This is a genomic window from Polaribacter glomeratus, from assembly GCF_002954665.1.
Classification (GTDB): Bacteria; Bacteroidota; Bacteroidia; order Flavobacteriales; family Flavobacteriaceae; genus Polaribacter; species Polaribacter glomeratus.
Genome location: NZ_MSCM01000002.1, coordinates 601377 through 614219, shown reverse-complemented (window position 1 = coordinate 614219; position 12843 = coordinate 601377). Strand labels below are relative to the sequence as shown.

Below are 12843 nucleotides of genomic sequence, written 5' to 3'. Positions count from 1 at the left end.
AAATATTTAGGAAAAAAACTGACTCTTTTTTGTCTATTAAACCGAAAACGACACTTCTATTTATCTTTTCTCCTAAAGAATTTATAAGCCAAGTTTAGAGAACTTTAAATGCTATTGAATTAGTTTATAGCTTCTTAATTTCTATTCAACAACTAATCTTTTAGCTATTTCACCTATCTTAATTATGAAAATTCCTTTCGACAAATTATGCAACTTTATCCTTTCGTTCTTAGAAGTTATTTTTTGACTTTGAATAAGTTGCCCTGTTATGCTATATATTTTAATGGTGGTTTGGTTATTTATATTCATTATTGAAATAGTTAGATAATCTTTTGCTGGATTTGGATACAGTTTAAAACCTGTTTCTATAAATTTATCAGTAGACAATGTTGAATGTGTTCCTGCAATTCTGAATCCAAAATGGTCATTGCCTCTATTTTCTTCGTCAAAAAAACGTATGGCAGTTTGTAAAGTTGCTTCATGATAATTCCAAGAACCACCTCGCCAACATCTTAAAGTAGAGCCGCTAACCTCAACAAAAGGATCGGTAACCGCTGCAGTATCATAAGGTGCAACATAGTTATCTGCAATCCATTCCCAAGAATTTCCTGCCAAATTATAAAGTTCAAAAGGATTTGCTGTTCCGCTTATTGCACTTCTTACATGTCCTGTGGCCAAACCTCCTGCTTTATTCCAATTTGCATCACTAATATCCGCACCATCGTGCACTGCGTCTTGAAAATTAGCGCCTCCTTTTGCCGCAAACTCCCACTGTGCTTCAGTTGGTAGATTTACGCTGTAATATTCTGCAAATGCTTTTGCTCCCCACCATCTAATAAAAGTTACAGGCCAACCAGAAACTTCTGTTTGAGTTGGTAAATTGGTCGCTGCTGACGGATTACTTTCCGTCCATCCTTGTAATTCATCAGAATAATTTTGCCCTGTTCCAGCCCAATCATCAAAATCATTTAAAGTAGCGCCCTCGAATACCATTTGTGTAGTTCCGTAATCTTGATAATTACAAACTGCTATCCAATTAAAATCATTCACATTAAAAGGGTCTTTTACATAAAAAACATTAGCGGTTTGGTTGAAATCTATATAAGCTATATTTAATGGATTTTCTGGTTCTATGCTTCCTGTAAATTGGTTACTATCTCCATCCTCATTGCCATGATCTTTTAATACTCTAATTCCGTCAAGCGTATACAATATCTTGCCGTTATAAGTAGAAGATACTGTACCTTGAATTAATCGTTTACCATTATCTGGGCCTCCTGTGCCAGAAATAATTTTAATTAAACCCTCATTAAAAGCAGCATTTAAAAACACTACATATTGCGCATTTGTAATTTCTGCTTCACTCATCGAGTAAGCTGATACTGTTACCTCGTGCTCAGGAGCAGCCACTTTCTGATCTGGATTACCCGTTAAGCTATTGTTTCCCATTGTAAAAGTACCACCATCAATATCTTTCATTAGTATTTCACTTGGTAACGTTTGCGCCCTTAAAGTTGATTTTGGAATAATTAAAAAGATAAACAGAAGTGCACTAATAATGTGTAATTTTTTTTCCATGGATGTGCTATTAAAGGTTTAGTGTTTTAACTAATAAAAGGGTAGATAAGCAAACACTCTTAAAATGAATTGAAATACTTTTTATGTATGTTTAAATGCTCAAAGCATGCAAACATTTTGGTAAAACCGTAAAAAAAATAGAGAGTGGTAGGAAGTGAAAAAATTAAAGGTTCAATGTACCCAAAAAAATAGCTTAAATAAAATTAATTGCTGTTTAAAAATAAAATGTTTCAAAAAAAACTAGCGAAACCAATTTAAACTGAATTATAAAAGATTAAAAAATTATGAAGTACATCTGCTGAACTAAACTTTGTAAAGGAATTATTAATTTTTTTCAATCTTTTTAAAACGAACATTTTGCGGCAAAGATGAAGAGAGTTCTTTACTTACTATTTTTCTTCTCATTGAAGGTTTATCTTTAAAATGACGAGAAATATTTTTTACAACATCAGAATAATTATCTGAGCCATCTTCTCTTTGATGATAATAAATTTTTATTGAACGACAGTTTTTGTGTTCAAAAATAGTATTTAACATCACCCTGTCTGATAAACCACAAGAATGTCCTAAAACAAATATTTGAAATTTTCCGCTATCGATATATTGTAAAAGTTTATTGTATTTGCTATTTTGAAAATATTTAAACGATTTAAAGAATTTTAAGTATTCATTATCATCTAAGTTTTCGATTAATTTATAATCTTCATCTATTTCATCACCAAAACCAAAAACCATATTATTTAAATCTCCATGAATTTTATTAATAGAATAGTCAGCTGCCCTATTTCCTAATTCTTTGATATAAAATGGAATTGTTGAGGTATAATTAAAATCTAAAAAAAGAGAACTATAAGTTATCTTATTTTTAGTAGACTTTATTAAAGTATCACTTATACTCAAAACATCATTTTTATCATCAGAAAATGAAAACTCTTTAGAATAATTTTCTATTTTTTCTTTAAAATTCAAATGATTTTGAAAAAAATTATTTGATTCAAATATTTCTAAAAATTTTTGTCAACTCTTTTGATTCTTCAATTTGTGTGAAGTCATAAATTTGATTCACCTTGCCTATAAGGTAGTTTTTTAATAAAATTTTTACACTTTCAAATTCTATATTTAATTTTAAAATTTTTTTCCTTGTCTCTTTTTTTGTTTCCTCCTCAGTGAAATTCCCAAACTTTAATTTAGCTATCCTTTTTAGCTGCAAGTAGTACTCGTTTTCTATATCTACCCAATCTTCGATTGAGTTTTTTAAGTTTATTATTTTAAAGAAATCATTTTTGAATTTAAATATATTTTTAAGTTTATCTCTAGCAATAAAATCTTTTTCTTCAAAAATATAGTTATCATTTTTACAATAATTTTTAAGGTTTAATGCCAAATCATCAAACCTTTCTATTGTATTATTCCCGTTATTAAAATAATCATTGTATTGATCGTCTATCGCAATCAAATTTTTCACCTCTTGGTTGTTATAATTTTTAGAAAAATTCTTCCAAAAGTCATTCAAAAAATCACGATAAGAAGTTGGCAATCCATGTGCTAAATCAAAGCCATTGCCAACAAGTAGTAGTTTATTCATCGATGATATTTTTTTTCTTTACCAAATTTAACCCAATAAAAACAAATAAAGAAGGCAAAACCCAACCCAAACTATACTCGGCCAAAGGAATCATGCTTTTAATTCCGGTTAAGTTTTCTTGCGCAATTATAAAGCCTAGAAAATCCGGAATACTAAATATAAATGTTACCAAAACTACACTTCTAAAAACGAGTCTTGAAGCCAATTTGTTTGGCACAATATTTAGTAAAATTAGTACCATTGTAATTGGATATAAAAACATTAAAGCTGGTACGGCAACATCTATAATAAAACCAACATTATAACTGCCAACTATAATACCAATTACTGATGAAATTGCTGCAGTAACTATATACACTCTTTGCGAATCATTACAAATTCCTTTAAAGTAGTCTGCTGTTCCGGTTACAATACCTACGGCCGTTGTAAAACACGCTAAAGCAACCAAAACACTTAAAAAAGTGGTTCCGAAATTGCCTAAAGTTTGTGTGCTTAACCCAGATAAAACTTCAATTCTTGTTGCGTTTTCTGCAAATGTTGAAGAGAATAAAGATCCGCTTAAAATTAAACCACCATAAATTAAAAGCAAACCTGTACCGGCAATAAAACCAGCTTGTCTAATCAGTTTTCTTTTCGCTTCAAAAGTCGTGTGGCTGCTATAATTTAAGGAGATGATAATTACGGCTCCAACAACAACACCGCCAATGGCATCAAAGGTTTGATATCCTTCTAAAATACCATCTATAAAAGGGGTTTTAAAAGTGGTTGGCGTTATAGTTTCTGGTGCTGTAAAAAACGCAACGACAATAATCATCAGTAAAATTAAAACGATAATAGGCGTTAAAAATTTACCAATTAAACCAATAACTCTTGTTCTATTAATAGCAAAAACAAAGACGAATACAAAGTAAATAATACTTGTTAAAAGTGGCGATGTATCAAAGAATGGTTGCACCGTCATTTCGTGCGTTACTGCTGCGGTTCTTGGAGACGGAATTGCAACTGCAATTACGTAAATTAACAAGCAATAAACGGTACTAAAAAGCGGTGAAACTTTCTTGCCAAAATCATATAATGTTCCTTGTAATTTTGCGTGTGCAAAAATTGCCAAAATAGGAATCGTTACTGCGGTTAACACAAAGCCACAGACAACAATCCACCAATCAAAGCCTGATTTTACACCTAAAAAAGGAGGTAAAATTAAATTTCCTGCTCCAAAAAAGAGTGAAAATAGCGCAAAACCTGCAATCCAAATTTCTTTTGTTTTGTTCAAAATTACTTCGTTCTTTTAAGGTTTAAATCATGAAAATCGAAACTAAAATCGGTAATTGGCGCAACATAATTCATCGTGGCATTTGTTGCACTTCCGTTTTCATCAAAAGTAAAATTCACAAAAACATCTGCGTCAAAACTTCTATTGTTCCATTTTGCAACAAATGTGGTTAGATTGTACGGTACTAATTCACCAATTAAAGCAGCAGAACGTTCGCATTTTATATTGTACGTATTTCCATCGTGTGTAATGGTAACGTTTCCAAACCAATTGTCTTTATACGTGCCAACAATTTGATTCGGTTTTGGTAAATTTGGATTTTTTTTTGCAAGTTCAACGTTATTAAAAACACTTGTTTTTATACTGTCATTATACGCTATAAAATCAGCATTTTTATCTCCGTAATTTTTTATCCAATTTCTATCTTTATATCCTAAATAGCTATCTTTGATCGTGTTTGTAATCGTGTTAAAAGCGTTGCCATTCATCTGATTAGTTAACACTACAATTGCCAAATCTAAATCTGGAATCATGGTAAACTGCGTTACTGTGCCCAACAAACCACCTGTGTGATATACTTGCTTGTAGCCACCTTTTACATCCGTTAAAAACCAACCCAAACCGTAGCCTTTAAAATTGGAATTGTAACTGTCATTTTTACCAACTTTCATAGTGGTTTGTAATTGCCATAATTCATGAAATTGTTGCTCACTTAACAAACGATTTCCGTCTTTTGTAATGGCATCATTCATTAAAAATTTTGCCCAAGTTAACATGTCAGTTACGTTGCTTACAATTCCGCCCGCAGCATTTGCAGTTTCGCTCCAATCATGCGGAATCTGAATTATTTTGCCATCCGCCATTGTATGCGCATCAATAATATTGGTCTTATTGGTAACTCGGTTGTAAGACGCTTTGCTATTTGTCATTCCAACAGGTTTCATTATTTTCGTCTCAATAAATTCTTCCCAAGTAAGACCGCTAACACGTTTTAAAACTTCGCCAGCAATAATAAACATATTGTTGTTGTACATAAATTCACTTCTAAATGAACTTTCTGGTTTTAAGTGTTTTACATTGCTGATAACATCTTTTACCGTAAAATCATTTCCTTCAGGAAAAAACATCAAATCTCCTGCGCCTAAACTTAAACCACTTCTGTGCGTTACCAAATCTCTAATGGTAAATTGCGCTGTAACCCAAGCGTCTTGCAATTGAAATTCCGGAATGTGTTTCCGTACTTTATCGTCCCAATTTAATTTGCCTTCATCCACCATCATTGCCAATGCAAAACAAGTAAAACCCTTGCTATTAGAAGCAACACCAACCAATGTGTTTTGGTTCATGTCTTTTTGATTCGTTAAAGAACGAACTCCAAAACCTTTGGAATAGACTATTTTTTCATCCTTTAAAATACCTACAGAAATACCAGGAACCTCAAAAGTTTTTAAGGTTTGTGTTATTAATTTATCGAGTTTTTTCTCATCAATTTGTGCAGTAAGCGATACTGAAAAAATAAAGACAGTTAAAAGTGTGATTTTTTTAAAAAACATAAGATTGGTTTAATTAGATACTTTTCAAATATAGTAAATACTTTATGATGTTTTAAGTTCTCTAAATAGAATCAAATCTTATATTTGTTTCTATGATTCTGAATTTTAAAAACGCCAACATTTTTTATACTGATCAAGGAAAAGGAACTGTAGTTGTGCTGATTCATGGGTTTTTAGAAAATACCACGATGTGGGATAAAATAAAACCAGAACTCATTAAAAAAAACAGAATTATTACAGTTGATTTATTAGGTCATGGAAAATCTGATTGTTTGGGATATGTGCATTCTATGGAGTTGTTTGCAGAAACAATTGATGCCGTTTTAAAACACTTAAAAATCAGAAAATATATTTTGGTTGGGCATTCTTTAGGAGGCTATATTTCTTTAGCGCATGCCAAAATAAACTTCGCCAAAATAAAAGGGCTATGTTTATTAAATTCAACCTCTTACGAAGATTCTGAAGAGCGTAAAAAATTAAGAACGAGAGCAAATAAAATGGTGCAAAATAATTTTGAAAATATGGTTAAATTATCCATTTCAAACTTGTTTCATCAAGAAAATTTAGCTGCTTTTAAAAGCGAAATTACAGCTGTAAAAAATGAAGCTTTGCAAACCTCATTACAAGGTTATATTGCAGCCAATGAAGGCATGAAGTTGCGTGAAAATACAAATTTTGTTTTATCAGAAAATAATTTTAAAAAATTGCTGATTATTGGCAAAAAAGACCCTGTTTTAGAGTACGAAATTTCTTTGGAAGAAGCTAAAAAAACCAATTCAGAACTTGTTGTTTTTCCTGACGGACATATGAGTCATATTGAAAACAAAGTGGAACTTATAGTTGTTTTAAAAAATTTTATTAAAACCTGTTCCTCTAAATTATAAGTATATTTGAGAATTATGAATTACGAATCAATAATTCCTTTTTTGGCGGTACTTATTGTTATTCTTTTTTTTCTTTTTTCGGCTTTTTTGCTATCGGTAAAAACAGAAAAAAAGATAAGCAACCAATTATTAGCGGCTTTTTTAGTTGTAACAGCTATAGATATTAGTGCTTTTTTTTATCATCAGTTTATAGAATTACCACTTGCAATAGAAATGTTGCGCATCAAAATATCAGCATTTAAAAATCCATTACTTTTCTTATATATTTTATCTGTTATTTACTCGAATTTTAAATTAAAAAAGAAGCATATAGTTCATTTATTGCCTTGGTTAATTTCCATTTTAGTTTTAGTTCCTAATTTTTTTTTAGCAAGTAATGAAGCAAAAATTGAATTTTTTAAAAATTACGATGCTAATTTTGAAAACACTTTTTTAGATTATTTAGGAGCTATTTTATCATTTGCTTATTTAGCTGCAGAAATATATTATATTGTTCGATATAGAAAGTTATTGTTAGAAAATTTTACGGATAAAAACGCTTTTAAAAACTATAATTGGCTAAAACAATTAACTATTTTACTTTTTATTGGTCAAGTTTTAACAGTTATAAAAGGTTTTTTTAGAACGAATTCAAATGGCGATTCTTTAGAAATTATAAGAATAATTGTATTGCTTTTTGGTGTGTTTTTTATCTGTTGGTTGTTTTTAAAGGCGGTAAATTCTCCAAAATTATTTAAAGGAATTGAGGTAGATTTAAAAACTTCTCAAGAAATAAAATCATTTAAAGAAGATTCAGAAATAAGCCAACAAGCTATTGTTTTAAAAGATTTTATGAGTGCTGAAAAACCATATTTAAACCCTTCGTTATCTATTAGAAATTTAGCGGATGATATTAAAATGAATACTAGAGATCTATCAGTTTTAATCAATCAAAATTTAAATCAGCATTTTTTTGATTTTGTAAATGAATATAGAATTGAAGAGGCAAAAAGCATCTTAAAAAATCCATCAAAAAAAGAGTTTACAGTATTAGAAATTTTATACGAAGTTGGTTTCAATTCCAAATCTTCTTTTAATACTGCTTTTAAAAAGCATACAGGTTTAACACCAACTCAATACAGAAAAAAATAATAAAAATGGAAAATTTAGACGTATCAGATCTAATAAGAATTATAGCTACCTGTATATCATTGCTTTTGGCATTTTTTATTTTCTCTGTAAAATCTACTAATAAAATTAGCAATAAAATTTTTGCTGCTTATTTGGTATTAAGTGCTTTTGAATATACTTCTTGGTCTTTATTTTTAAATATAACAAGTAATATTATAATTTTTAAAAGCCAATTATCGTATTTAATAATGCCGATTTTTTACTTGTATATTCTTTCTGTTTGTTATTCAGACTTTACATTAAAACGAAAACAGCTATGGCATTTAACACCTTATATTATTGGGAATTTGGTAATGACTCCCAGGTTTTATTTAAGCAATCCATCAGAAAAACTTACCCTTTTTGAAAATTACAATTCGCAATTTGAAATCATCTATTTACATTTTTCTTTACACATTCAATTTGCTATTTACATTATCTTAGGTTTTATTGTTTTAAAAAGAGCCAAGAAAATATTTGTAGAAAATTATTCTAGTGCTACTATACAAACGTACAATTGGTTGCTTCAGCTGTTGGTTTTTATTGGAGCTTTATTCGGCGTTGCTTTTGTTAAAAATTTATTTAAATATTTTGGAGATAACGATTATTTTCAAATTTCAGAAATTGTTTTAAGTATTGTTACTTTATATTTTGTTTGTTGGTATGGACTAAAAATCATGAAACATCCAAACTTATTTAATGGAGTAGATTCTAAAACTAAATTAACTACAGAACTTAATAAAGAAGATCAAAAAAATAATATCGATTTAAAAGAAGTTGAACAATTAACAGCTTATATGAAAACAGAAAAACCTTATTTGAATCCTTCTTTATCAATAAGAAATTTAGCTGAAGAAATTGAAATGAATTCAAGAGATTTATCAGTATTAATCAATCAACATTTGAATCAACATTTTTTTGATTTTGTAAATGAATATAGAATCACAGAAGCTATGGAAATCTTAAAAAATCCATCCAAAAAAGAAGTTACGGTTTTAGAAATTTTGTACGAAGTTGGTTTTAATTCTAAATCTTCTTTTAATACTGCTTTTAAAAAGCATACAGGTTTAACACCAACTGAATACAGAAAAACAGCTTAAAATCAAATACTTAACGTAAAGTCGAACGTTTGTAAAACAAAGTCGAACTCATTTCTAATTTAGAAAAGGGTTCGACTTTGTGTTTTCGGTCGCACAAAACTCTTTTCAATTGCACATTTGTACCATCTAATAAAAAAAGTACAAGATGAATACAAAAATGAAAATCCTTTTAATAATTACTTTATTATTTTCTGGGATAATAAAATCGCAGATAATTAAAGGAAAAGTAACAGATAAAACCGATGTCATCCCTTTTGCAAATGTTATTATAAAAAATACAACTAATAAAATAGTTGCAGGAACAACTACAGATAATAATGGGCTTTTTGAAATAAAAGTAAACCAAGGAAAGTTTATCATTGAAATTAGTTATTTAGGATATAAATCTTTTACAAAGGAAATTGAAATAACTAAAAATATCAACTTAGGAAGTGTTTTACTAGAAGATAACGCGCAATATTTAAATGAAGTTGTTGTAAAAACTGAAAAAAGAGTCATCGAAAGAAAAATAGACAGACTTGTTTTTAATGTAGAAAAAAGCATTGCTGCTGTTGGTGGAAATGGTTTGGATGTTTTAAGAATAACACCTGGAGTTCAGTTGCAAAACAACACACTTTCAATCTTAGGAAAAGGGGCAAGTCAAGTACTAATTAATGGCAGATTATCTCCTTTAGCAGGTGATGATTTGATTGCTTTTTTAAGCGGATTTTCTGCAAATGATATTGTAAAAATTGAGGTAATTACAAATCCGCCAGCTAAATATGATGCAGCAGGAAACGGAGGTTTAATAAATATTGTTTTAAAGAAAGGTGCACAAGATTCCTGGAAAAATGCAACCACACTTTCTTACAATCAAAATAAGTATAATTTCACCTCATTTTCTAATAATTTCTTTTACAATAAGGATAAAATTTCCTTTTCTGGAAGCGTTAATGCAACTAAAGGAGGAGAACAAAATCTAGAAGGTTTACAAATAAATTATCCTGCAAATTTTTGGGATATCGATATTAAAGGAAGAACACAACAAGATCAATTTTCTGGACGTTTTTTAATTGAGTATGTAACAAGTGATAAAACTACTTTTGGATTGCAATATTTAGGAAATACAACTCAGCCAGATATAGTTACAGAAACGATGTTTGATATATTTGACACGAATAATAATCTAGAAAGATCACTACTTACAACAGGTAATAATACCAATGATAATAAGAATCATTCTGTAAATTTCCACTTACTAACACAATTAGATTCTTTAGGTAGAAACATTTCTTTTGATGCCGATTATTTTACATTTACTTCAGATAGAACTATCAATTTTTTTACGGAAAGTTTTAATAATTCAGGAGCTTCACAAGGTGTAAATTCGTCTGCTTTAAACGAAGCAAATCAAGAAATTGAAAATTTTAGCGCAAAAATTGATGTGGAATATCCGTTTAAAAAAGTAAATCTATCTTATGGTGTAAAAGCGAGTATTACCAATACAAATAGTGGTGTTCTATTTTTTGATACCCTTTCTGGAACTCCAGTTTTAGACCCAAGTCAGTCTAACGATTTTGAATACGAAGAAAATGTTTTGGCAGCTTATTTTTCTGGAAATACCAATTTAACAGCGAAATTAGAAATGCAATTTGGCTTGCGTTTTGAAGACACCAAAACAACTGGTTTTAATGTAGATTTAAATCAGGAAAACAGCAATAATTATACTAAATTTTTTCCAAGCTTGTATTTTTCATATTCAAAAAATAAAGCTAATAATTTCAATTTTTCTTATGGAAAAAGAATCAACAGACCTAATTTTAGAAACTTAAATCCTTTTCGTTTTTATATAAATGATAATAGCTATAGTGAAGGAAACCCGTTTTTACAACCTTCTTTTTCTGATAGTTTTAAAATTTCTCATTTGTATAAAAACAACCTCAACTCTAGCTTATCTTTAGACATTATTACCAATGGTTTTGGGGTGTTTTTTAATACAGATGTTGTCAATCAAAACCAAATTGTAACCCAAGAAAACTATTTTACAAAACATACTTTAACGTGGGAAGAAAGTTTTTCTTACAACAAGATTCCTTGGTTTAAAAGCCAAAATAGCATCAATTTATTAGGACATTTTACAGAATTAACTAACAACAATAACGCAGAAGTTAATGACGGAATTCAATTTTTTGCAAGCTCAAATAATACCTTTATTTTAAGTCAAAGCACAAAATTACAAGCCAATGCTTGGTACAGTTCTTTTCATAATGATGGTTTGTTTAGTGTTGGCGAAATGTTCCATTTATCTTTTGGATTGCAACACGATTTTAAAAATAACATTAAAGTATCAATGTTTTTTAGTGATGTTTTAAACACAGGAAGCTTAAATAATTATGATTCTACTGTAAATAATATCAGCCAAAGTTACAGTCAAAACCAAAGCTCTAGAAATTTTAGAATATCACTTTCTTATGATTTTGGAAACAAAAAAATAAATGTAAAAAAGAGAGGTTTTGGGAATGATGAAGAACAAAGAAGGAGTAATTAAACCTTCTTTTTTAACCCAAACAATGCCAATAAAAAGGCAATAATAATCAATACTGATAAAAAAACATAACTCATTACTAAGTTGCTCCAGTTAGAGATTGCCCCAAGAATTACTGGCCCAACTAAAAAACCAACAAAGCCAATTCCAGAAACTATAGATATTGCAAAAGAAGTTTCTATACCTTTTGTTTTACCAGCAATTCTAAAAACTTCTGGCACAATAACAGACAAACCAAAACCTAAAAGTCCGAAACCTAAAACACTAAAATAAAAACTTGAAGAAATTATACATAAATAGGCAATAAAGGCAATACTAGAAGAATAGAGAATAATTTTTTTAGAACCTATTCTGTGGCTAAATCCGTCGCCTAAAAAGCGACCAATAGTCATGGTTAAAGAAAAAAGAATAAAGCCAAAACCTGCTTTACTCTCCGAAACTTTTATTACATCAAAAAGAAATAAATTACTCCAATGTTCTACAGCGCCTTCATTAAACATAATGATAAAAGCAATTATAGAAATTACTAATAAAGGTTTTATGCTGCTAAAAAAAGTAGCATTATGATTGGTTTTTTCTTTTTCTGAACCACTTATTTTTTCGTAATTTTTAGCTAAAAAAAAGGTAGTTAAAATAATAAATACAGAGATTCCAAGCATATGAATACTTGGATTTGAAAACTGACTTATAAATAAACTTCCTATTCCTGCGCCAATAAAACCGCCCAAACTAAAAAAACCATGCGCTGCAGACATAAAATTTTGTTCTTCATTTTTTTCGATATGAGAAGTTAACGCATTTAAAGAAATACTTGTAAAACCAGACAGGAAACCCACACACAATAAAGCAGTGCATAAAGCAATATAACTTGGCGCAAGTAGCGGAAAATTATAGAAAATTGCTAAAAGAATAATTCCGATTTTAGTCGATTTACCAACGCCAATTTTTTTATTTATAATCGCTACAAACGGAATAGAAATTAACAAACCCAAAGCCGTAAAAAACAAAGCGAAACCAATTTGAGCATCATTTAAATCAAATTTACCTTTAATATAAGGTATGTAAAGTATCCAAGTACCTATTAAAATATTGATAGATGAAAAAACCCAAGCAGGCGCAAAATATTTTGCATTAGACAGAATTAAACGCAGTGATTTCATTAAAAGTAACGATAATTTTTAGTGATAAAGGTTTCGT

10 protein-coding genes are annotated in these 12843 nt (G+C 29.4%); 4 read left to right on the top strand and 6 right to left on the bottom strand.

The window, feature by feature from the left end; translation table 11 throughout:
- Positions 1–141: 141 nt before the first annotated feature.
- From BTO16_RS12700 to BTO16_RS12680, 5 genes are all read right to left on the bottom strand, one after another.
- Complete coding sequence (locus BTO16_RS12700) at positions 142–1578, bottom strand: SUMF1/EgtB/PvdO family nonheme iron enzyme (RefSeq protein WP_105022046.1); 1437 nt, start codon at positions 1576–1578, stop codon at positions 142–144.
- 324 nt (positions 1579–1902) lie between these two features.
- Entirely contained in the window at positions 1903–2547 is a 645-nt protein-coding gene (locus BTO16_RS12695; protein ID WP_170064470.1) for an AbiH family protein, read from the bottom strand.
- A gap of 25 nt (positions 2548–2572) precedes the next feature.
- Positions 2573–3163 (bottom strand): AbiH family protein, encoded by a 591-nt coding sequence (locus BTO16_RS12690; protein ID WP_105022044.1) that lies wholly within the window; start codon positions 3161–3163, stop codon positions 2573–2575.
- Positions 3156–4436 carry a branched-chain amino acid transport system II carrier protein gene (gene brnQ, locus BTO16_RS12685; protein ID WP_105022043.1) on the bottom strand — a complete coding sequence of 427 codons (1281 nt, stop codon included), beginning with the start codon at positions 4434–4436 and terminating at the stop codon, positions 3156–3158. The genes BTO16_RS12690 and brnQ overlap by 8 nt, the downstream gene beginning before the upstream one ends.
- 2 nt (positions 4437–4438) lie before the next feature.
- The gene (locus BTO16_RS12680; RefSeq protein ID WP_105022042.1) at positions 4439–5989 is read right to left on the bottom strand and encodes a serine hydrolase; all 1551 of its coding nucleotides are present in this window, start codon (positions 5987–5989) and stop codon (positions 4439–4441) included.
- A gap of 92 nt (positions 5990–6081) precedes the next feature.
- Between BTO16_RS12680 and BTO16_RS12675 the strand changes: the two genes are divergently transcribed.
- From BTO16_RS12675 to BTO16_RS12660, 4 genes are all read left to right on the top strand, one after another.
- Positions 6082–6873: an alpha/beta fold hydrolase gene (locus BTO16_RS12675; protein WP_105022041.1), complete on the top strand. Its 792-nt coding sequence runs from the start codon at positions 6082–6084 to the stop codon at positions 6871–6873.
- 15 nt (positions 6874–6888) lie between these two features.
- On the top strand, positions 6889–8004 hold the full coding sequence (locus tag BTO16_RS12670; RefSeq protein WP_105022040.1) for a helix-turn-helix domain-containing protein: 1116 nt from the start codon (positions 6889–6891) through the stop codon (positions 8002–8004).
- A 5-nt stretch (positions 8005–8009) separates the two neighbouring features.
- On the top strand, positions 8010–9122 hold the full coding sequence (locus BTO16_RS12665; protein ID WP_105022039.1) for a helix-turn-helix domain-containing protein: 1113 nt from the start codon (positions 8010–8012) through the stop codon (positions 9120–9122).
- Between the two features lie 145 nt (positions 9123–9267).
- Positions 9268–11649, top strand: a complete 2382-nt coding sequence (locus tag BTO16_RS12660; protein ID WP_105022038.1) for a TonB-dependent receptor domain-containing protein — start codon at positions 9268–9270, stop codon at positions 11647–11649.
- Here BTO16_RS12660 and BTO16_RS12655 read toward each other — a convergent pair.
- Entirely contained in the window at positions 11646–12806 is a 1161-nt protein-coding gene (locus BTO16_RS12655; protein WP_105022037.1) for an MFS transporter, read from the bottom strand. The two genes, BTO16_RS12660 and BTO16_RS12655, sit on opposite strands and share 4 nt — an antisense overlap.
- Between the last annotated feature and the right edge of the window lie 37 nt (positions 12807–12843).

Bases quoted from the DNA above. Each gene is read 5' to 3' on its own strand.
- BTO16_RS12700 (WP_105022046.1), bottom strand. From the start codon at position 1,578: ATGGAAAAAAAATTACACATTATTAGTGCACTTCTGTTTATCTTTTTA.
- BTO16_RS12690 (WP_105022044.1), bottom strand. From the start codon at position 3,163: ATGAATAAACTACTACTTGTTGGCAATGGCTTTGATTTAGCACATGGA.
- BTO16_RS12680 (WP_105022042.1), bottom strand. From the start codon at position 5,989: ATGTTTTTTAAAAAAATCACACTTTTAACTGTCTTTATTTTTTCAGTA.
- BTO16_RS12675 (WP_105022041.1), top strand. From the start codon at position 6,082: ATGATTCTGAATTTTAAAAACGCCAACATTTTTTATACTGATCAAGGA.
- BTO16_RS12670 (WP_105022040.1), top strand. From the start codon at position 6,889: ATGAATTACGAATCAATAATTCCTTTTTTGGCGGTACTTATTGTTATT.
- BTO16_RS12665 (WP_105022039.1), top strand. From the start codon at position 8,010: ATGGAAAATTTAGACGTATCAGATCTAATAAGAATTATAGCTACCTGT.
- BTO16_RS12660 (WP_105022038.1), top strand. From the start codon at position 9,268: ATGAATACAAAAATGAAAATCCTTTTAATAATTACTTTATTATTTTCT.
- BTO16_RS12655 (WP_105022037.1), bottom strand. From the start codon at position 12,806: ATGAAATCACTGCGTTTAATTCTGTCTAATGCAAAATATTTTGCGCCT.